This window comes from Sphingomonas faeni, assembly GCF_030817315.1.
In the GTDB taxonomy this organism is placed as follows: domain Bacteria; phylum Pseudomonadota; class Alphaproteobacteria; order Sphingomonadales; family Sphingomonadaceae; genus Sphingomonas; species Sphingomonas faeni_C.
In genome coordinates this window covers 3,160,130-3,180,363 of the sequence record NZ_JAUSZF010000001.1, presented here as the reverse complement: position 1 = coordinate 3,180,363, position 20,234 = coordinate 3,160,130, and the positions used below count along the sequence as shown (strand labels likewise).

The window sequence follows — 20,234 nt, the reverse complement described above, 5'->3', positions numbered from 1 at the left end:
CGCCGCCCGGCTCAGGGGCTCGACGCAGCGGTCGCAGAGTTCGATGCCCATGGCGTGATGCCAGCGCTGGACCGTACGGCATTCCGGATCCGGACACGTGTCCAGCAGCATCTCCCAGCTCTCGTCGCAGAACGGGAAGGGCCGAAGCCCCCAGAGCGCGCGATGATGGGGTGACGCCGTGAGGGAGGTCGGGGAGAAGCGACGCCGGCTGTTGGCGAAGTGGCGGTGATCCAGGTCCAGGCCGAAGAAGCGGCGGTTGCGCCCACCCGGGGCGACGGGAGAAGACCGGAGGACGAGCTCCTCGTGGTCGAAACCCATGCTTTCCGCCACCGCTAGCAGCTGAGCGGACGTCGCCAGCCCTATCGCAGGTCGGTGGGCCCACCTCACGCCGGCGGCTGCGGTGATCACGAGCGTATTGGGGAGGCCCTCGACGGCGGCCCTGCGGGCGATGAAACCGTCGAGGGATTCGCCCGGAAGGGGAGACGCGCCGAGGTCGACGTTGCCATCGGTACGGGTCAATTCGACTTCTCCTCGAACGGGTTGTCCTCGATGAACCGGCGCGTGCCGGCATAGGCTGCGACCCCCTCGGCGAGATCGGCGACCGTCATGGCCGTATCGCCTCGACGCACAGCCGTGGCAGACGCGATCCTGATGATCTTCATGATCCGGCGCAGGCGGCCGTCCGACGCAATGCAGAGGTTTTCAGCCACGGTTGGATGATCGAGACCTGACGTTTCGTCGAGGATGCCCGCGTCGACGATGGCGGCGTCCAGGGCTCCCATGAAACCACAGAAGAGCGTCTGATCGTGAACCCACTCCATGGGCTCCAGGTCGATCTGGTCGTCCAGCCGCTCCATCAGACCCTTTGCCGACCTGAGCACGGATCCGGCCGCCTCCGACCCGATGATGGCGATGGGGGCGATCCCTTCGTCGACGATACGCTCCTGGATCATGTCGGCGATCGGTCCGCTCATGGTCGGCCGGCGGGCCGCCCGGTTGAACTCGTCGATGAGGGCCAACTGGACCCCGGCGTTCAACATGCCTTGGATCGCCCTGTCCCATCGGACCGATTCCTTGCCAGACCCGGGCTTGGGCTTTCCCAACGCACGCAGGATCTGCGTGGGGACGGCGTCCGTGGTGCCTGCGACGCTCAGCTTGACGTGCAGGACGGGTATGATGTCCGGTCGAACGTCCGCCGCACCGTTGACCTCTTCGCACAGGGTCTCGATCGCGCAGGTCTTTCCGGTGCCGAACGGAGCGACGAGGATGGCTCCGCCGCAGACCGCGCCGGCACGGCGGCCGATGCCCGCGCGGCGCACGTCGTCGAGCATGTCGATGGCGTTGCGCTGCGGAGCATGCTCCAGGCGTATCCGGTCGAAGCGTCGCCTCCCCTCGGCGATGCGCTCCCGGACGTCGACGATCGACGACAGCTCGACGGGAGGGGTCCCGCCTTCGACCCCGCTCACTGGTCGTCTCCCATGAGGCTGGCGCCTCGGCGGCGGCGCACCGGCGGAGCGGCCGTGCCGTCCTGATGGGACGACTCCGAACCGGCATCGCGGCGATCCTGCCTGTCTGACGCCGGTCCGTGACGGCGTCCGCCGATCTGCGGCCTTGGCGACAGGATCTCGCTGTCGAGGGACGTAAGCGCAACGCGGTCGTGGGAGATGAATTCCCCGACGGTCACAGTCGAGCGCTCGGTGTGCAGGTGGACGATATTCCCCGTGATCTGACGCAGCCTGGGAATCTCGTAGAGCTTGGCGACGGCATTGCGTTCCTTGGCCTCGTCCTTCGGCCTGACCTTGCGGATGGCCTGGATCCGCCGCGAGCGGGCGAGCGCCCGCTCCGCCGACGTGTTGAACGCCAACTTCTGGGCGGTGGCGAAATCGCGGATCATTTCATGCAGGTACAAAGGCATGCCGTCCGCATAGTCCTCATCGTCGCAGACGAGTTCCACGTAGGTACGCCGGACGCGGTTCCAGACATAGATGCGTGAGATGTCCATGGGATCGTACCGGAAGTCCACGGTCGCGGTCGCGTCGTCGCGCCGCTTGCGCCTGCATTCGCTGGGACGAAGATCGCTCAGCAGATCGGGCACACGGGCCACGTGATGGTAGCGGAGGCAGCCGAAGGCCCGGATGCCCGACGGAGAGAGTTGAGCGTCCACGTGGATCGCCATCGTATCCAGCCGAAAGGAATCCAAATCGGCGAAGTTGTCGATGCCGCGGCGGTTCGCGTCGATCTCGAACAAGAGGGCTGGCTGCCGTCCGCCGATGCCGTCGTGCGGATTGACGTTGTACTCTGCGACCGCGTGGTTCGCGATCCCTTCCAGCTCGTCCATGGTCGCCCAAGCGTCCTTTTCGGGTTTGTCATCGAGGCGCTTCGCCTCATTTAAGAGCATCACGCGTCCCGGCATGTTTTCGCAGATGAGACGGGGGACCGTGCCCATCGGGCGTTCGCCTATTGCGCGATACCTCGGCCGCCCCACCGGACAGTACCGGACGCCGAAACCCGCGGCGCGCGCCGCCGCCTCCATCGTGTGGCTTCGGAACTCGGTGGCGTTGTCGACGATGACCTCGTGCGGCTTTCCGCGGATCTGAGCTAGGATGGGGTAGCGGGTCGCCAAATCGGCCGGGGGCCTCTTCGGCAGCGCCATCCGTCGCAGAATCTCACCGACGGTCCATGCCGACGGATCTACAAACGTGATGAGGTACGCGACGACCGCTCTGGTCGCCACGTCGATGGCCAGCGTCAGCCACGGTCTGCCCAGTACGATTTCACGCGTCTCGTCGCGGACGTGGACGTCGAGACGCGTATGGTCGATTATGACCCTCTGCATCGCGAAGCTGGCCGTCAGCGGACGCCCGCCGCCCATCCAGTCCTGCTCGAGGGCTTTGGTGCCCCGCTTCACGGCATCGGACTCGGCCCGTTCCAGCGCGTTGCACCGGCGTCGGATCGTCTCCTCGGAAGCGATCATGTACGGGGCGTCCGGCCGGGCGTAGTGCTGGTGGGCCCCCTCGTTGATCAGCGTCATCTCGGCGACGTAGTTCGAGTAGGTATCCTTGACGCGGGCCTTCGTCACCCAGTGGTCGTAGGCGTGCTTCTGTGCCACCTCCGCCGGAACGCCCGCGCCATACGGTCCTCGGGGAACGCGTCCGTTCATGCGGATCATCTGGCGCGCGTGGCGCCGGCCCGCCTTGCCGCGCTTCGCGCGCCACCTCCGGAGCGTGTGCGGATTGTCGTAAGGGCCCCACTTCGCGATCTGCGCCTCCCCCCAGCTAGCCGCCATGAACTGGTCAATCGCCTTCGATCCGTTCAGGACGCCTGCGGCGTCCAGCATCTCGAGCTGCGCCAGCCTCTTGGGCGCCGCGGGATCGATCTCCGCCGCCTGGTCCAACGTCCATTGGGCGGCGTCGTTGAAGCGCCGCGTCGGGTCGGACGAGGGCTTCGACCTGATCTTGACGCGCCCCTCATCGAGCAGGCGATCGAACTGCACGTCGTCGATCAGCTGGACCGTCCCGTCGGCCTGGGGAGCCACGAACGGCGCTCCGGTAAGCGCGTTGGTCAGCTGCAGACGCCCCATGAGATGCCCTCCGTAGGCATGGACGGCGCCGTCGATCTCGACGATCAGGTTCTCGAGGTTGTTCTTGGCCATTGGACTTCTCCTTGGTTGGGAATGATGCGGAGGCCGGCCCTGACGCCGCGGCTTCAGTCGGTTGCGAGGTCTGGTCGCCCGGATCGGACGCCCCGCTCCGACGAGTCCTGCGACTCCGAGTTCTGCGTTCCACGGATGCGGGAATGGATGTTTGCGAGCCGGTCGGGGCTCGTCTGACGTCGTCGCCTCAGGCGTTCCCGGGCGTCGCCCGACGGGAGGAACGTGACGCGGCACGGGTCTTCTTGCGGAGACCGACGATGCGCACCGGGGTCGTGTCGCGGACCGGCCCGGTCAGATCAATGACTACGCGACGCCGCGCGACGAGCGCCTGGACGGTGGCACGCCCTTGGACCTGGGAAGTTGGTTCGATCGCCGCGGCGAGTTCACCGTAGGTCGAGGTCTCGTTGGCTGCGGCGTAGCGCTCGAAGCGTTTGCCGGGGGCGAGCTCGATGCTGCGGAAGCGGCGCGACGCGAAGTCCTCGACGTTGCGACGGTGCTGGCGGCTTGCGAAGATCTCGCTTCTCAGGACGATCCGGAAATCGATGTCGCATCGGCGCAGGATCTCGCGGACGTAGGCGAGTTTGAGACGATACGCCTGGTTCTCGAGATCCTTCTCGTCACGCTTGATCTCGATTGCACGGCGTCTTCCATCGGGTCCGACGGTCTCCACGTCGACCGTGTAGTGAACCATGGCGCCGTCGAGCGGGAACTCGACGCGGAGACATTCGGTGCCCACGTGAACGACGTCGTGATCGAGGTCCGCGGCCGTGATGTATTCGAGCTGCGCCTCTCCTTCCCAGTGCAGCAGGCGGCGGGCCTTGTAGGAGGGGTGCCAGCCGTTCTCATGGGTGAGCCCTCCACTGAAGGTTCGCAGCGGCCCTCCGTCCTCCTCGCGGATCAGGGTCGCCATCGCTTGCGCGTTCTCGATCGCTTCCCGGTTCAGGTCCGCGATGGGAAGGATGCGCGCGCGGGTCGGCGCCATCGCCGGATCGTAGAGGGCGTCCAGCTTGGTACCCCTCACCGCGATCTGCGATACTGGGATCCTGATCCGCCCGGGCTTCGCGTCGGCGGCCGCTTCCGGCTCCGACTTCACGACTGTCGCCCCCAGGACTGGCCGGGTCTGGGACCGCGGCGTCGGACCGTTCGGCCGAGGCGCCCCTGCTCCATGGCCCTCGCCAAGCTCTTGACTACGACCATCGGGGTACGCCCCGCCTTCTCGGTGGACCTGCCGCCCTTGATCGCGAAGGCGTGACCTCCGGTCGCCGTCCTGCCCAGGTAGATCGAGTCCGATCCGTCCAGGACGACGACGGAGCCGATGGCGACCCCGTCCTCACGGTCGGTGACGACCGTGAGGATCGGAATGTACGACGGCGCGGTCGCGACCGGCACGCGCACGCCGCTCATGCGCGGGTCAGCTTGTAGACGCAGCCGCTCGCGGCTTCCGACGCGCTCACGACGGTTTTGCCGAAGCGCAGGGTCTCACCCGGCACCATGCCGCGCAGCACGTCGTAGAAGCGCTCCGGGTTCGCCTGCGGCGCCGCACGCCAGCGCATGCGCCGGATGCGACGCCGGTTCGACGGACGCGGGGTGTGGACGGTGGTGACGGCGTGGGTCTTCCTGTTGGTCTTCATCACGGCTCGTTCTCCTGAATGTCTGGTATCGTTCACTTCGACTGACGGGGGGGAAGCCGCGCTCTGGTGCGGCTTGGCCGACGAACACGGTCCCACGTGCCGCGACGGTCTCGCGCGGCGGGGTCGTGCCAGCTGGCGACCACCTCGTCCGGTGGAGATATCCCTGCGGCGCTGCTTAAGCCGAACCGTATGGCGGAGATGGCTGGGTCCACGGCTCCGGCGAGGCCGGACCGTACGACCCAGACGGCCGCCCACGTGCTTAGAGGGTTCGACACCTCGCCGCTCACCCGGTCGGATGACGCCTCCTCCCCATCCGGTTGGACGACGCGCTGGCCCGCGCTGCCCTCCTTCGCATTCCACTTGCCTGGCGTCCTATCCATGCTAACATACCTTTCCGTTTTATATGTTCAGGATGTTCCTCACTGCCGAATGGTTGGCACCTGGTTAGGTTCCGTAAAATCTGTGCTTAATGTTTTTAATTTTCCTCGTGATTGAAATGAAAGATCGAAGGCTGTCTGAATGAACAGAAGCAAAGCGCTCACCGGCGGCGCTGATGAGATGCTCCAGTGGGCGTTTGGAGGTTCCCTGCCGGTCGAGGAGCTGGAAGCGTGGTTGGCGGCGAGCCCGGTTCGACGGGACGCGATCCTAAGGCGCCTGGGTGCCATTAAGGCGTGGACGGAACTGCCGCGCGGCGACCCGGAGGGCATCAAGGAGCGTCTCTGTGAGGACACCGGCTTGGCGCAGGGGGCGCTTCGCAACATCGTCCAGAGCTGGAAAAGGGCGGAAGCGGCTGTCTCCGAGAATGGAAGGGACGGCCGGTCGCTGTCACTGCTGCGTCTTCGGACCGAGCCGCATGCCCGTCCGGTCTGGGGAGCCAAGCAGGAAGCGCACGAGGTCGTGAAGACCATCGTACGCGGCATCGAGGGGGGTACGTCCCCGGATTCTGGGGTCGCGGTCGACGCGGTCGTCACTTCGGTCTTGCGCGATCCGCGCTTCAAGAAGGTCGACCTGGCTCAGAACGCAGTTCGCCGGATCGTGCACGAACTCCGTGCCGCCCCGCCCGCTCAACTGATTCTGGGTCGTCACATCACCTTCGACGAGGTCTCGCTGGCGCTGCGCGACGACCATGGCCGCGGTTGGCGCTGCACCATTGTCCTGGATGTTGGAAGCCGTTTGGCGCTCGGTGCCGCCGTGGTGACCGACTCACCCGGACCGCGGACGCTAGCCGTCGCAGCGCGAACGGCGGCGCGCTACCTTGACGCTACTCCTCTTCCCGGCATCGCGGCGGCGGAGGAGGAGACCACAGTCACCGTCGCGATAACGGATCAGGGTGTGATGGAGATGTTGCGCGTGTTCTCGCGGCAGGCGGGTTGGATGCAGCAGGAGGACAGTCCGGGTCGGCTGGTGCGCGCGGCCCTCGGCCCTTCTCTCGGCAGGGTGCGCATGGTGACCGGCGAAGGCGCCTCTTCCCTCGATCCCGACGACTTTCCGGTCGTGAACAGGAAGCAGGTGATCGCCCTGCTCTCCCGCGCCATGTCACGTCACAACGATAGCCTGATCGGCGACGGGCCTGAGAACGAGGCGACCACGGAAACCCGCAAGAAACTCTCGGTACTCCTGCGCAACGCCGCTAGGACCTTGTGGCAGTAGCTTCGAACGCATCCCGGAGACGCTCGATCATATTCACATCGCCAGGCGCGGCTGGGACCGGCTCAGCGTCCAGCGGTGGATGCGAAGCATTATGTTCGGCGACCGCCGCGGCGATCACGGCTTCGACTTCGCCTTCCGAGAGCGGCGATGCCGTTCGCGCGTTGAGCACGGGCTGGAGCTTCCAGTTCCGGCGTTGCTGGAATTCGCCCACACGCACGTCGCCGAGGCGTCCGCCCAACACTGCGTATACGCTGTCGTGAGGGGCGGGCGTGCCGCTGAGCCAAGTCACGCCGTCCAAGCCGGCGGCGCGCGCCGCGACCATCAGCCGGTCGCGTTCGAAACCGGGCGGCAAGGAGACCCGTATGTCTCGCTGCACGGCGACGACGGGATACTTGACGGTCTCCATGAGGACGGCGGCGACTTCAGGCGGGCGCGACGGCGAGCCGACCCCATAGGCGAGCACCCTGCGGGTGCTCGCCTGTATCGAGAGCACCAGCAGCGCCGGCTCCATGACCCCGTCGTTATGCAATACCGGAACGTCGGTCAGGGCGCGGCCGATCAGAACGGCCCGACCGTCGAGATCGGACGATGGAGCCCGACGTCGCGCCTCGTCCAGACGAGGTCGCAAGCCTTGCATGGTCGGAGGCTTCAGGCCCGCCTCCTCGCAGCGATGCCGTACGGCGTCGAGTATGACCGTGAGGCGGCCGAACGCCCCCTTCTCCTCGATCACATCGGCGATGATCTCTTCGATTGCGGGGTCCAGCCTGCGGAGTTGATGCTCGTGGAAGAGCCTCATGCGTTTTTTCGCACCCGGCATCGCGCTTGCACGGCCGTGCTCCATCCACGCGCGAACGAGCACGAGGAACTGGTTGTACCCGATGCCCAGCGATTTCGCATGCCGCTCCCCCTCGGCCTTGGTGGGACGACTGAGGGATATGAACGCCTTCACCACTTCGATCCTGCGAAGCGTCTCCGCCCTTTTGACCGGATGCACTCCGGTCAAGTCGACTTCCTTGCTCATCTTGGCTTTCATCCTGCGTCGTTTTGACGCTGCAAAACTCATCCTGCAGTCCTCATGCAGATGGTGGTCTTGGACCGCCGCAGCCAATACTTTCGAGGATCAGCCTTGTGCTTGGATCCGGAAGGGAATCCTCCCCTCCCTCTATCTCAGCCTAGATATGCCGGGGGCTACCGAAGCCGGACCGTTCGCGCTCCTGCGTCGGTGCGACAGCGAACCCGCGAGGCCGATCTCCCAACGCCGGAACCGTCGTGACCCAGGTCTCCCTGCAATAGAGGCGCCGTATGGCCCCCTCCCTCGATGCGACGGCCGCCGACGTGTGCGGACGACTTCACATGGGTCCATCCCGAGCGGAGTCCGGCTTCCCGGTCCTGTCCGTGTATGGATTGCGATCGCTGACGAGTCCCGATGGCGAGTGTAGCGGTATCGGGAACGTAGTCGAAACCGGTCGTCTATCGGAGGGCACCGGTGTATTCCACCAGCGAAGCTCGGGGGGAACGCGTGGTCGACGAACAGCATGCCGCAGCAAATGCGGAAATCTACGAAGTTCTGGCCGCGTGCCGAAATGACGAGCTCGCCCCGCTAGTGAATGCGCTTGCGGCGTCCCCGGCGAGTTTCCTGAAGATCAGCCGCTCCTTCGAGATGCACAATCCCGATCACGTCCAGTATGCGGATCGCATTGGCGACGAGATCTACCGACTGGGGGTCTTGGCGCTTTCGACGAAGGACGCCGGGCGGCCGTCCTACGACTTCATGATCAGTGGCCTGTGCAGGAAGATAGGAGTGCCCACGACGGCGGACACAGATCGGAACGAGGCCGGTCTGCTGAACATGTTCGCGGTCCAACACTTGGGCTCGTTACGTCCCGAGGATCGCCAACCCGTGGTCGACGCCGCGTGCCTTGCTGCATCCGCCGCGACGGCTGGCATCCTTAGTTCCGATGCATGGCCACCGTTCGCGGCAGCCCTGCTTCAAACGGCCCATCTCCGTCGTAAGCTCGTGGCCGAGGGACGGATGCCCGACGGGTCGGACGGTGGCCCGCCAGCGGTCCTCGCGGATCCGGAAGCCGGCTCCGACCTCTATGCGCCATTGGTCCTGCAGACCGAGGACGGCGCGCCGGTCCTCTCGGTCGCACGCCTACCGGAAGCGCGAACGGCGGGCTGGCCGGTTAACGGCGGGGGCGACGTGCTTGGTGCGCTCGCCCCGATTCTTAAGGCGTTGCAGCCCCTCGTCGCCGCCGAACAGATCCTGAAGGACGGCAATTTCGTCCGCGTTGGCATCGAAGGAGGCGCCGCGGCGCTCTCCTACAGCAAGAAGGCCGGCGCGCTGGTCGGATCGGCACAGGGCCACAAGGGCCAGATCCCCTTCTTCGCGGTTGCGGCAGGAACCATCGCCTGGCCGGCTGCGCTGCTCATGCTGACTACGGCGATGATCGAACAGCAGAAGATGGAAGCCATCGAACGGGGCCTCGACGAGATCAAGCTGTCGCTGAGGGATGTGTCGCGGTTCCAGAAGGACGAGCGCAGAGCGACTTTGACCGGCTCAATCCGCTACTTCGGGCAGGTCGCCCGACCGGTGCTCTCCGGCGAGCTTTCGACCGAGGTGCTTCACGAGATCGAGCGGCACGAAGCCGAACTGGTGCGCGTGCAGGACCATCTCGCGGGAGATCTGCAGACGCAGCTCGACGAACTCGGCGCACTGAAGAAGGGAGGATGGACGTCCTCGAAGTACGTCAAGGCGATCGAGGAGCAGATGACGGTCATCGTCCGGTCGTTCGACGAGATGTACACGTGCATCCGCGCACGTGCGTGCGGTTATCAACTGCTCGCCGCCTACCCGGGACGGGAGTTGGGCAAGGAGGCGCGCTTCGAGGACATCGGGATGGCTGCCGAACGTTACTCGCCTACCGGCGAGGTGACCGTCGCGCTCGATCGGATGTTGCGCGGGAAGCTCGAGGGCATCTCCTCCTACGAAACCAAGGCGTTAATCTTAGGTACGGAGAACGCCTTGTTCGACACGGTCGGGATCGCGAGTTCTGAGATCCTTGCCGGTCTGGCGGACGCGCGATCAGAGCGCCTCGCGCCTGTCTGGGTCGACTTCCGCCTCGAGAACGGCCAGCCCGCTGACGTCCGTCTTGGCTGATTCTCCAGCCGGGTCGTTCGTCATGACGGAATGCATGGCGGGCGAACGCAGATCCGCCGAGGTCTCGGTTCCCTTCGCGAGGCATGACAGTGGCCCCATGGGGATGCATCGTCGTACGAGCAGGATCGGGATCGACGTGGATCAAGCGATGTTTCTGAGAGGATCGGCGTGATCGATGACGGCATCAGTGCGCTGCTGGACGACGACGGCTTCTGGGAGATCCAGAAGCGGATGTCCCGGTTCAACCTGTTCGAGGCGATGGGCGCCGTCCACGGAGAACTCCGCCACTCGAACTTCCTCGCCTATCTCCTGTCCCCCAGCCGGCCGCACGGCCTCGGGCCGCGTGCGCTGCAGCTGATCCTTAGGCAGGTGCTCGACGCGATGCCGCCCGGATCCCGGCCCGTGAGCATACTGGAACTGCTCGTCGGCGACCTCGACGACGCGATCGTCCACAGGGAGCGCGACAGCATCGACCTGCTGATAGAGATCGACGCCCTGGACCTGGTCGTCGTGATCGAGAACAAGGTCCACGCGAAGGCGGGTGACGGGCAGCTCCGGCGGTACCGCGAACTCGTCGACGTCCAATATGCGAGCCGGCGGAAACTCTTCGTCTTCCTCACCCCGGACGGTCATGCGCCGGATGACGAGGCCTACCACGCCCTGAGCTACATCCAGCTGGCCGACACGTTGCAGACGCTCGCGAGTTCCGAAGCGGGGCCCGACGCGACCCAGCTCATCATTCAACACTATGTCGACATGCTCAGGAGGAACATCGTGGAGGACGAGAAGCTCAGGGGCTTGGCCGCCAAGCTGTACGAACGGCACACCGAAGCGCTCGACTTCATCTTCGCCAGCAGGCCGCGCACGGCCGGCCTGGTCGACGTCGTCGGCCAGGAGGTCAGGGCGTGCGGAGGCTTGTCGATGGACTCCGAAGGCGGATCGCTGATGCGGTTCTCCGTGGACCGGTGGGACGCATGCGACATCTTCAGGATCGATCCGAAGGAGTGGTCTAAGACCGGCCGCGGGCTGCTCTTCGAGGTCAAGAGCTACGCCGCCAAGCCGGGGCGTCTCAACATATCGCTCATCATAGGGCCCGGCGATCAGGCCTATCGCAAGGCGCTCCACGAGGCGGCCAGGGCGCGTCCCGGTCAGTTCACCGGTCTGACTAAGTCCATCGGCGCGAAATGGGTCACGATCTTCAGCCGGGACCTTCTCACGGCCGAACGCGCAGCGAGCATGTCCGCCGAAGCGCAGACGGGAAATCTCCGTCTCGCATGGTCCGATTTCCAAGCGACAACGCTGATCGGACTGATCGAAGCGGTCCTCGAGATGGATGCGGCGATAAAGCGCGGCCGTCCCTCCGAACTGCATGCTTCGCCCGCAGACCGCGGCTAGCCTAGGAGGTTCTTTCCGGGGCTAGCGACCGACCGGCTTGACGCGGGCGGTCGGGCAACAGGGGTTCGGTGAACCGCCTACATAGCTTCGACGGCGTCCGTTATCGGCGATGGCGGCGCAATTCTAGACGGTGGCGACATCCTCGAGGGATGAGCGCCTCCCGCTTGATGCAAAAAACAGTGCTGGGATGCGAAATCTACCCGGGACGGTTGGGTTTGCGCGCATATCGACGCGGCGTGGAAGATGGCACTGAACCATTAGAGCTTTTGAAGGCCAAGTTGCAGGAAAGCCTCGAGCTCGCCGATCGGCTATCCCTCTCCATCGTCGCCGCTTGGATATCGAGTGCGATGGCGGCCCTATCCGACATGGATGAGGAAGACCCGCGCCCTGGGGCGGGGAACGGACCCTAGACGAAGTGGTTTCCATACATGCTCTAAGCGTCCTGCCCTTCCGGGGGGAACGGCGGTGACGGCTCGCAATGCCCTGTAGATCTCGCGATCGGCAGGGCATTTTCGTGATCGCGGAACCGACCTGGATCCGCGCAGGTACTGTCGTCAAGGGGCGAGCACCCTACCCTTAGGCCCCACCGGCTAAAGTATTCACGTGCGCTTCGCCGCGGAGCGTCGATCATCCGCTTCCGCCCCGGCAGACCAGGTTGGAGGCACGCCTGCAGACACCTCGAACGAAACGGCATCGTTGCAATCACGTAGGGGCCTGACTAGCTCCGTCGGACGCTGCAGGTATGAGGAGTCCCGAGTTGGCCGGCATCACCATCAGGATCTACACTCGCGAGAAGGACGGCACCCTCGTCGACTACGAGCAGGACTTCGATGTCGAGACGTTCGCGGGCCAGATCCCGATGATCGGCGACATGATCGTCAACCCGGGCGTGCTGCAGGGAGTGGACCGTCACGATCCCTCCAACCGGGAGCTCTGGACCGTAGTGGGACGCGTGTTCAATCCGCGGGATCTGAACGACTACGTGGCGCTGGTGGTCGAGGAACGTGCGCCCGATCCCCGCGAGCACAGCGTCGTCGCGGGCTGACATCGTCGAGGCTGAACGCAGCGAACCCGCCCTGATCGCCGGACGAAGGATGGGATCAGCCTGCGAAGCCTTCGTCGGGAGCGGGCGGCTCGGCTGACGGGTCATGGGATCCCGCCGTTCCGAACGTACCGACGGGGTGACGACCTGTACGTCGTAGCTCGACCGTCGGCGTGAATCGACGGCGGTAGCACGCTCACCCCCCGCCCCATCGTGGACGAGGTCGGCGATATGGACCGCCGGAGTCCTTCCGATCTTTCGGCAGGATCCTCCGACCTCCCGCAACCTCCCGCCGAGCAGTTGAACGCCGAGGTGCATCGGGGGCAGGAGCGGCGGGGTCTCGGGTAGCGGAGATCTGTGCGGCCCTAGAGTTTTCCTCGTGAAAGCACGAAGATCGGGGCGGCCGGGTATTGCGCCCGCCCCGCCGTTTCCCACGGCGTCCTGCGGTGGCTGTTCAGATGGCGGTGGCCCGGGGGAGCTTGAGCGCGATGAACGCGTCCCTGTGCTCGAAGAGCGACCTTCCGAACGCGTGCATTCGGTCGATCGTCGTCGCCTCGACAGCCAGGTCGCCATATCGGTGGTTGCGCAGGAGAACTCCGGTCTCCGCGGCGATCGCGACGAGCAGCGGAGCGGCGGCGCCCCTGGCGTAGAAGCCGATCACAGGCGCGACCTCGCTGTGACGGCCGCCGAACGCTCCGGCGTTGCAGCTCATGATCGGCACGCACCGCGCGGCGGACAGGGCGGCGACCGTGCCGGCTACGCCCAGATCGAGTTGGCGGAGGCTCGAGACCAGTCGGGGCGCGCCGATGAAACGGGCCCGGTCACCCTCGTCCGTCATGACCGACAGCGCGGTCATCGCATCGGCTTCCACGGCGAGCATCTCCCCTGCCGCCTGCCAGGAGAACGAACGCAGATCGCGGTACATGTGGTTGACGACCCACTTCTTACCGTTCGCGGCCTGATCGTTGGACGGCCAGCGCAAGGCCTGCACACGCACGACGCTCGGTTCCGAGACCTCATAGACCTTCGCCGCGACGACCTCGGGCGAACCGCGCCGGCCGTCATCTTCTTCAACGAACTTCATTTCCTATCTCCCATCTGATGTGTCTTTTCGCTCCCGGGCGAACCCTTCCCACGTTGCTCGCCGATCGACGGCGCGGCGGCGAGCCTCCGCACCGCCCTCCCCTCGCTGCGATGGTCTTCAGATCCCGGGCTCCGCCCCGACCGAAGACGGTGGGACGAACGACGCCTCTTCGGCCTGCCGAGCCGTATGGAGTTCGACCATTCTCATGGTGATGCCCTTCGGTACCGGCGCGGCCTGCCGACGGCCCGTCCGACGGGTGCCCGACTTCCCGTACGCCGCCGGCTGCACCGACACGGCCCAGGCCGACCTTTAGGAGCGGTCGCCCGCTCGCGGGTCGCGATCCGGGAGCCGGCCGCCTGGCGCTTCGATCTCGTACGGCTTGAGCGCCATGACGAAGGCCTCCACATTCTGCCTGCTGATGCGGCGGAAGTCGGACGGGGTGGATGCCGGATCGGCCGCGAGCAGGTCCAGGGCGTGCTGCCGCGCCTCGTCCACCACGGTTCCGCACCCTTTACTGGAGATCTGAGTAGCGGCTTCGTAGAGCGCCTCGGCCACATGGAGCGGTAGGGACGCCGCCAGCGACCGAAACGACTGCAGACTGGCCAGCGGACCAACGCCGGCCGGGGATCCGATCGCCGGATCCGCGACGCGGATCTCCCGCGTCGGACGTCCCCCGCGCGCCTTCGGGTGCCGGTCGGGGGTGGGCCGATCGTGGAGGGCCGTGTGCGTCTCCAGGCCGATGTCGTTGAGGAGTTTGTTCATGTCGCATTGTCCTTCGAGGACCAGCTGACGTTGGCTGGCGACTAGGACATGCGCGCGATCAGGCGGGCTAATGAGGACGGTACCGGCTTTAATTGACGTCCAAACGTCCCGATTGCGTACCGATCAGCGGATTGGCGCCCGGTTCCGTCCGGGTGCACCCATCACGGCCTGCACCGACGCGATTCCGGAATGCAGAATGGGGGTTCTCGGCTCGAACGCGCCTGGCGGGGGCAGTGATATCCCGAGGATCAGCGCAGTTCAGTCGGCGCCTTGGGCTTCGGGCCCGGTATTTCGTAACGCTTGCGGAGAACGACGTCGATCATCGCCTTCGCCAGTCTCCAATACCTTTTGCGCTGTCGCTCGCTGAACTCGCAGGCGAAGTCCTTCTCGAGCGCGTCAAACAAGATGTCCTTAGAGCTTGTACGAGGATCGCTCACGGTGAGAAGATGCGCGAGGCGGGTCACGATCCGGGCTTCCGCAGGTAGATGATCATCGATCGGCCGATGCAATTGGCCGACATCGCTAAGATCGAGAGCAGAAGCGTACGTTTCACGGGCAACCGCCTGCAGCGCTACCTCCAGACCTTCTTCTTTAACGTATATCGGGTGTTCGGCCTTCAGGCTCTGGTCGAACGCCCATGCCTCGTTGTCCATGTAGATTGCGCAGGCCGCGGCCCGCCGCACCGCCATCTCGAACTCAAGCTCCCAGAGAGCGTTATCCAGACGCTTCGGTTTGCCGCCGCCAAGTCCACGATAGTACGTCTTTATCCGCCCTTCGAAAGCTGCTTGCGCGAAGGCGGGTGCGATTTTTGCCCAGACCCGTCTCGCGCCGATCCCCCATTCCCAGTCGTCTCCCCCGACGATACCGACGCTTTCCCACTCGTCACGCGTTACCGAGGACGCGGATGAGATCGGAACGGCGAGGTACTCCGCATCGGCAACCAGTGCCGGCGCGCTGCGGGCATGCACCGAGTGGTGAGGCATTCCGTCCTCGTCGAACGCCAGTTCCGCCGGTACCCAGTCGCCACGCGGTCTTAGTCCCGCGCATTTTAGGAAGTAGCGCCCGTCGTCGGACTCGGGCCAGACGTCGACCGAGTGTCGCGCCAGCCTTTCCAAGGCTGTAGCCAAGGGGATGTATCCCTTCGTCACGACGCTGCGTTCCTGCGCGGCCCCATGCTTCGACCAATCGAGCGCAGCCATCCAGTCCAGTTCGCGGTCGTCGATCACGCATCCTCCGGGTCCGTCGCCTATCCACGATGACTTAGAACGGGATGTCGATGTTGAGAAGCGGTTCGCGCCACTGGGAACAAGTGTTCACGTGATATCGGCGACGCCGGCGGGGGGCAGGTCATCGGCCGCGACATGCGCAAGTCCGAAGATCGAGGCGACGATCCTCTCGTCGATGTCGCAGCCGGCGATCGCGTTGCACGCCTCCCTGATGTGGCGCGGCCACGGCGTGCGCAGTATCACGCCGTCCTGGCTCGGCTGCACGGGGCCGATGAGGGTGTGCTCGTCTTCGACCTCGATTACGGGTTGTCCGCGGTACGTGGACGGTGGACGTAGACGCCCTTCGGCATCGAACATCTCGCTGGCGGGATCACGCTCCCCCACGACCGGTCGTTCGTCGAACTCGCCGAGGATCGACGTCTCGCCGGGAGCGATCTCGATCCGGGTCGCATCGATCCGCAGTACGCAGAGATGGGACGGCTCGGAACCTTCGGGCAGCTTGTAGACCCAGCATGCTTCTGCCGAGATCGGAAGTTGATCGTACATGTAGGGGTTCAGCGTCTCGAACGCCTGCGGCGGCGTCGCCCCCGGTATCGCGGTGCCGTCCTGATCGTACCATGTGCAGTCATGCTCGCCCCAGACCACGCACAGGTCCCTCTCGTCGCGCTTCGCGCGCGCGGCCGCGTATTCGGCGACCGCGGACCTGCCCCGGTCGGTCAGGTTGCCCGTCACGTCCAGCATTCGCGGTCCGACCAGGACATGGGGCCCTTGTGGTTTGTCCTCGTCGAGCGGGACGTTCGAGACCGTGATGTTCCAGAACGTCGGACGACGGGTACCGCGCGTGACCAGATGCGGATACATCCGCGACCGGGCCGTCTCGTACATTGATTTCATGCCTTGCTCTCCAATCGCGGATCAGCGCCCCCTCCATTCTCCCTTCCTGTGCGGCCGTCGCCCGCCGCCACCCCGGACATCCGGTTCGACGGCGCCCGGTTTGCCCGCCCCTGCGGTCATTGCCTCCCCGTCGCGCTCGCGTCGGACGCAGGGCGATCGACCTCGTCGGCGTTCAGCAGCTGGTTGCCGTCGATGCTGAAGAGACAGTGGTGCTCGGAGGCGCCAGCCGCGTAGAACCCTCGCAACCGCTTCCATTTGATGACCGCCAACGCCGCGTTCAAAGCGTTCAGGTCGGCGACCTGCACGTTGGTTTCGTAGGCGTCGGGAGCTCCACCCGCCGCGAACGGTATGCGGTGTCCGTCCCGGACGTGCGACCGCATCGAGTCGGTGCTGGTGGTGACCCTGACCGAGCCCAGGATCCCCGCCTCCGTCACTTCCAGCCCCATGCCTAGGTCGACGAACGCCGTGCCGTTTCGCTCCAACCGTTCGATGACGGGTCGCTTGGACACGCCGTCGTCGATACAGATGAAGGCGAAGTCGACGTGGTCCAGAAGACGCAGATGGACGCCCTCGAGCTTCACCTTGTGGGGAACGATGCCTCTGTGCATCCGGGAATAGACCGACGCGAAGTGGTCGACCTTGGCACGTCGGGCGCCGATCTCCGCCAGCGTGGCGGCACCGGGCGCCCTGAAGGCGTTGTGCTGCAGGAACACGTCGCCGTCGAAGAGGTGTATGTGCGAGACGGGCGTCTTGGCGACCAGATCGAGCACGTAGGAACCCGACCCGCCAAGGCCGACGATCCCGATCCGTCCGCCCTCGAGCCTCGACGTGAGGGCGCCGACGCCCGCACGCGACGTCGCGGTATCAACGTAGTTGAACGGGGTCAGCGGGTTCTCGGCCTTGACGGTCCGTCGTCTTACTCGTGCCGTCGCCATTGGATCCAGTGCCGAGGCGTGGCCCGAGATGAGGGCCACGTACGCGACGACGAGCTCGTGATAGTCCGAGAACTCACGGCCGACCGGCATGTTGCAGAGATGGTGATCGGACGACAGGCTGTTTCCCAGGTCGTGGACGAGCGGCATCGTGATGAGGCTCGAGAGCGCAACGCCGTACTGGTCGCAGGGGGCGCCGCCGGACCAGAAGGCGTCGTGCCTGGTGGGGGCCGCGGTGCGGTCGCCCACCATGTCGATGGGCACCATCAGCCTTCCTTTCGAGACCTTCCGGTCCGCATCGGCGAAGGGGATGTCGCTCACGACGAGGTGCCCTGCGACGAGGGATACGGCGTATCCCTCGTCGCGAAGCCGCTGGACGTCCGGGCTAGGACTTGTCGGTGCGAGTGACAATGAACTCCTCTCCATCGATGAGCGGGATCCGCTGGTAGTGGCTGAGGATTCCTTCCGCCGCGGTTGCGGGTCCTCGACGGTAGGTCACGCTCATTGACCGCGAATGGGTCGGCTCCTCGCCTCCGAAAGCGAGCCGGACGACCTGGTCGAAACCGACGTCCTCCGACCTTACGACGCACTTGCGCCCGTTCACGACGATCGCGCGGCAGTCGGATCCCGCATTCTTCCCGCCGCTCGGGTCTTCCTCCTGGTTTCCTACGGTCACCAGACTTCTGCCTTCTGTCATACTAGTCATCCTCGTTCTGTAGTTGTCGGTCAGCGCGATTGGCGCGGACGGGGGCGAGCGGGCTCGCGCGCGGACCGGCGGATCGGACGTTCGCTTCATCGACGGGCGCGGTCGTATTCGACGACGGCATCGAGGACGATGCGGTGGAGCTCCATCACCGACGGGAAGCTGTGGCTTCGGACGTAGTCGACGATGAAGCTGAGTACGGGTTCCAGCCCTCCTCGACTGAGCTGAAGGTCGGCGATCACCTCGTTGAACAGGCTGAGCCCGAGAAGCGCCGCGCCGTACCGGTCCGGTTTCGCCAACTCCACGACATCTAGGTCGGCCGGAAATGATGGAGGGAGGTTGTCGCCATCCTCGGTCTGGACGATCCAGCTTATGTTGCTCAAGTCGATGACGGCTTCGAGCGCTTCATCCACCCAGCGGGCGCTGCTCTGGCTGGCGATCATGGACGCCACGTTCTCGGCAGTCTCGGGAGCGGATTCGTCCACACCAGTCACGAGCACCAGGGGGTTTGCACATCCTGAGGACGCCATCGCCAACACGACCCTCGAAGGCATGGGAATGTCGGGACCTCCCATGCCGTATGACGACCACGTCGCCTCGGAAGCGCTGCTCACGTCGAGTTTGAGGAATGGGACTCCCGCAGCCCTCGCCACGGTCCGGCAGATATGTGTTCTTCCCAAGCCCCGTCTCCCGGACAGCGCGATGGGACGCATCTTGAACCACTGGGCGCCTTGCAGGGATTGATCCCGGCATGCAGCGGCCACCAGGCTCGTGACTTCCGGCAGCCAGTTCAGCCTCAGCTGCATCGGCAGTCCGGTTGGCTCCAACCGGTCGCCACCCTTCAGGTCCAGAGGGCGATCGAGGCCGAGAGGCATGGGACAGCTGGAGTAGCCCTGCGCCACGATCGCACAGGGACTCGTCTCGGGAACGTCGATCCGTGACCCTACGGACGAGCCGGACGTCGTCGACTGATGGATCGGATGCAAGTTCGCCGACGCGAGGTTCATGCCTCGTCCCCCCGCCAGAATCGCAACGGGCGTCTTCCTCCGGAACCGAGACCGGCCTTCCTCACAGCCTGCTCGGTGAGGAGCATTTTGTGGAGGAGAAGCTTTTCCAAGTCGGCTTTGGAGTTCTTCTCGAGGAACTCGGCGACATCGGCGAGGAGATGGTGCTGGTGTACCCACCAGTCGTAAAACCTGTCGCGCTCCCAGTTTTCTCGGAACAGCATCGTCCAGAACGGCGAGACGTCGTGACCCCGGTGTAGGGCGATGCCGAACATTCCATTTGATTCGATCCAGCGGGTGTCGATGGCTGTAGCCATCTGTGCAGCCCGGTCGGCTTCCTCTTGCGCTGCGTGTTCGGCTTCTTGCCGCTCCAGCTGTCGAAGCTGGATGCCTTCCTCTATGAGTTCGAGCAGCGCATCAGCAGAGCTCATCTCCGCCTGGCATGCCCAGAACTCCAGTTCCTGGGGATGCTCGATGAGCCAGTCGTATCGGACTGCGGCCTCGTCGACCGTTGCGAACTTGGCGAACCAGACCGGCTTCTCGGCGATGCATTGGTCGCCCCACATCAGCCGCATGGCGAGCGAGACGATCGGTTCAGGAACGGGCGCGAGAACCGCGGCCACGACTAGCGTCGGACGTCTCGTCTCGTCGCCCGTCAGGCTGAGGAACCAGCCTATGCGTTCGTTTTGGTCATCGCGGATAACCGCTTGAGTCGGTGACGGTGGCTCGAGCTGCACGACTTACTCTCCGCTTTCGAAAGCCGAGAAGTGTGCGCGAATACCTTGCTGGAGAAGCCGCTAGAGAGGTGCAATCTTGTGCGCCCGCGGAGCAATCATACTGCAAAGGGATAGAAGCGCTGGATGCCCCGTGAGGATTCGAACCTCAATAGGCGGTATCAGAAACCGCAGTCTTACCATTAGACGACGGGGCATCAGCGAGGGCGGGCTCTACGGGGGCGGTTTATCGCTGTCAACGCCAAGATGTTGCCGATGTGCCACTTGGCTTGCGTAATCGCGCCGCCGCGCTACATTCACCGCCAAGCACCGGGCGGGTATTTTCCCGCGGCGGCAGACATAGATAGCGAGTTTTACGGCGATGG

18 protein-coding genes, 1 tRNA gene and 1 pseudogene are annotated in these 20,234 nt (G+C 65.1%); 4 read left to right on the top strand and 16 right to left on the bottom strand.

What is annotated here, in order from left to right; genetic code table 11:
- Positions 1-135: 135 nt before the first annotated feature.
- The 6 genes and pseudogenes from QFZ54_RS20425 to QFZ54_RS14915 form a co-directional block, all read right to left on the bottom strand.
- Positions 136-519, bottom strand: a pseudogene (locus tag QFZ54_RS20425) (TniQ family protein); the annotation flags it as partial.
- A complete protein-coding gene (locus QFZ54_RS14935; RefSeq protein WP_307088357.1) occupies positions 516-1,466 on the bottom strand; it encodes an AAA family ATPase in 951 nt (316 codons plus the stop codon). The pseudogene QFZ54_RS20425 and the gene QFZ54_RS14935, both read right to left, overlap by 4 nt.
- Entirely contained in the window at positions 1,463-3,652 is a 2,190-nt protein-coding gene (locus QFZ54_RS14930) for an integrase catalytic domain-containing protein (protein ID WP_307088355.1), read from the bottom strand. The genes QFZ54_RS14935 and QFZ54_RS14930 overlap by 4 nt, the downstream gene beginning before the upstream one ends.
- A gap of 187 nt (positions 3,653-3,839) precedes the next feature.
- Complete coding sequence (locus QFZ54_RS14925; RefSeq protein ID WP_307088352.1) at positions 3,840-4,634, bottom strand: hypothetical protein; 795 nt, start codon at positions 4,632-4,634, stop codon at positions 3,840-3,842.
- Positions 4,635-4,741: 107 nt separating this feature from the next.
- A complete protein-coding gene (locus QFZ54_RS14920; protein WP_307088350.1) occupies positions 4,742-5,056 on the bottom strand; it encodes a hypothetical protein in 315 nt (104 codons plus the stop codon).
- On the bottom strand, positions 5,053-5,283 hold the full coding sequence (locus tag QFZ54_RS14915) for a hypothetical protein (protein WP_307088349.1): 231 nt from the start codon (positions 5,281-5,283) through the stop codon (positions 5,053-5,055). Before QFZ54_RS14915 ends, QFZ54_RS14920 begins: the two co-directional genes overlap by 4 nt.
- Positions 5,284-5,802: 519 nt before the next feature.
- Between QFZ54_RS14915 and QFZ54_RS14910 the strand changes: the two genes are divergently transcribed.
- Entirely contained in the window at positions 5,803-6,933 is a 1,131-nt protein-coding gene (locus QFZ54_RS14910) for a hypothetical protein (RefSeq protein ID WP_307088347.1), read from the top strand.
- Here QFZ54_RS14910 and QFZ54_RS14905 read toward each other — a convergent pair.
- Positions 6,914-7,966, bottom strand: coding sequence for a hypothetical protein (locus tag QFZ54_RS14905; protein WP_307088345.1), 1,053 nt, complete (start codon positions 7,964-7,966; stop codon positions 6,914-6,916). The two genes, QFZ54_RS14910 and QFZ54_RS14905, sit on opposite strands and share 20 nt — an antisense overlap.
- A 486-nt stretch (positions 7,967-8,452) precedes the next feature.
- Between QFZ54_RS14905 and QFZ54_RS14900 the strand changes: the two genes are divergently transcribed.
- The 3 genes from QFZ54_RS14900 (at position 8,453) to QFZ54_RS14890 (ending at position 12,533) form a co-directional block, all read left to right on the top strand.
- Positions 8,453-10,093 (top strand): hypothetical protein, encoded by a 1,641-nt coding sequence (locus QFZ54_RS14900; RefSeq protein ID WP_307088343.1) that lies wholly within the window; start codon positions 8,453-8,455, stop codon positions 10,091-10,093.
- A gap of 168 nt (positions 10,094-10,261) precedes the next feature.
- Entirely contained in the window at positions 10,262-11,488 is a 1,227-nt protein-coding gene (locus QFZ54_RS14895) for a PDDEXK-like family protein (RefSeq protein WP_307088341.1), read from the top strand.
- A gap of 757 nt (positions 11,489-12,245) precedes the next feature.
- The gene (locus tag QFZ54_RS14890) at positions 12,246-12,533 is read left to right on the top strand and encodes a hypothetical protein (RefSeq protein WP_307088339.1); all 288 of its coding nucleotides are present in this window, start codon (positions 12,246-12,248) and stop codon (positions 12,531-12,533) included.
- 451 nt (positions 12,534-12,984) lie between these two features.
- Here QFZ54_RS14890 and QFZ54_RS14885 read toward each other — a convergent pair whose 3' ends face one another.
- From QFZ54_RS14885 to QFZ54_RS14845, 9 genes are all read right to left on the bottom strand, one after another.
- A complete protein-coding gene (locus tag QFZ54_RS14885) occupies positions 12,985-13,614 on the bottom strand; it encodes a hypothetical protein (RefSeq protein WP_307088337.1) in 630 nt (209 codons plus the stop codon).
- 309 nt (positions 13,615-13,923) lie between these two features.
- Positions 13,924-14,376, bottom strand: a complete 453-nt coding sequence (locus QFZ54_RS14880) for a hypothetical protein (RefSeq protein WP_307088336.1) — start codon at positions 14,374-14,376, stop codon at positions 13,924-13,926.
- 248 nt (positions 14,377-14,624) lie between these two features.
- Positions 14,625-15,602 (bottom strand): hypothetical protein, encoded by a 978-nt coding sequence (locus QFZ54_RS14875; protein ID WP_307088334.1) that lies wholly within the window; start codon positions 15,600-15,602, stop codon positions 14,625-14,627.
- Between the two features lie 87 nt (positions 15,603-15,689).
- Positions 15,690-16,496 (bottom strand): hypothetical protein, encoded by an 807-nt coding sequence (locus QFZ54_RS14870; RefSeq protein WP_307088332.1) that lies wholly within the window; start codon positions 16,494-16,496, stop codon positions 15,690-15,692.
- Between the two features lie 116 nt (positions 16,497-16,612).
- Positions 16,613-17,854: a ThiF family adenylyltransferase gene (locus QFZ54_RS14865; protein ID WP_307088330.1), complete on the bottom strand. Its 1,242-nt coding sequence runs from the start codon at positions 17,852-17,854 to the stop codon at positions 16,613-16,615.
- The gene (locus QFZ54_RS14860) at positions 17,814-18,104 is read right to left on the bottom strand and encodes a multiubiquitin domain-containing protein (RefSeq protein WP_307088328.1); all 291 of its coding nucleotides are present in this window, start codon (positions 18,102-18,104) and stop codon (positions 17,814-17,816) included. Before QFZ54_RS14860 ends, QFZ54_RS14865 begins: the two co-directional genes overlap by 41 nt.
- Before the next feature lie 116 nt (positions 18,105-18,220).
- Positions 18,221-19,138, bottom strand: coding sequence for a hypothetical protein (locus QFZ54_RS14855; protein ID WP_307088326.1), 918 nt, complete (start codon positions 19,136-19,138; stop codon positions 18,221-18,223).
- Positions 19,135-19,872: a hypothetical protein gene (locus QFZ54_RS14850; protein WP_307088324.1), complete on the bottom strand. Its 738-nt coding sequence runs from the start codon at positions 19,870-19,872 to the stop codon at positions 19,135-19,137. The genes QFZ54_RS14855 and QFZ54_RS14850 overlap by 4 nt, the downstream gene beginning before the upstream one ends.
- Positions 19,873-19,992: 120 nt before the next feature.
- A tRNA-Gln gene (locus QFZ54_RS14845) sits at positions 19,993-20,066 on the bottom strand.
- Between the last annotated feature and the right edge of the window lie 168 nt (positions 20,067-20,234).

Coding starts and splice junctions, on each gene's coding strand:
- QFZ54_RS14920 (WP_307088350.1), bottom strand. CDS start 5,056: ATGAGCGGCGTGCGCGTGCCGGTCGCGACCGCGCCGTCGTACATTCCG.
- QFZ54_RS14915 (WP_307088349.1), bottom strand. CDS start 5,283: ATGAAGACCAACAGGAAGACCCACGCCGTCACCACCGTCCACACCCCG.
- QFZ54_RS14865 (WP_307088330.1), bottom strand. CDS start 17,854: ATGGAGAGGAGTTCATTGTCACTCGCACCGACAAGTCCTAGCCCGGAC.
- QFZ54_RS14925 (WP_307088352.1), bottom strand. CDS start 4,634: ATGGCGCCGACCCGCGCGCGCATCCTTCCCATCGCGGACCTGAACCGG.
- QFZ54_RS14910 (WP_307088347.1), top strand. CDS start 5,803: ATGAACAGAAGCAAAGCGCTCACCGGCGGCGCTGATGAGATGCTCCAG.
- QFZ54_RS14855 (WP_307088326.1), bottom strand. CDS start 19,138: ATGAACCTCGCGTCGGCGAACTTGCATCCGATCCATCAGTCGACGACG.
- QFZ54_RS14905 (WP_307088345.1), bottom strand. CDS start 7,966: ATGAAAGCCAAGATGAGCAAGGAAGTCGACTTGACCGGAGTGCATCCG.
- QFZ54_RS14930 (WP_307088355.1), bottom strand. CDS start 3,652: ATGGCCAAGAACAACCTCGAGAACCTGATCGTCGAGATCGACGGCGCC.
- QFZ54_RS14870 (WP_307088332.1), bottom strand. CDS start 16,496: ATGAAATCAATGTACGAGACGGCCCGGTCGCGGATGTATCCGCATCTG.
- QFZ54_RS14885 (WP_307088337.1), bottom strand. CDS start 13,614: ATGAAGTTCGTTGAAGAAGATGACGGCCGGCGCGGTTCGCCCGAGGTC.
- QFZ54_RS14880 (WP_307088336.1), bottom strand. CDS start 14,376: ATGAACAAACTCCTCAACGACATCGGCCTGGAGACGCACACGGCCCTC.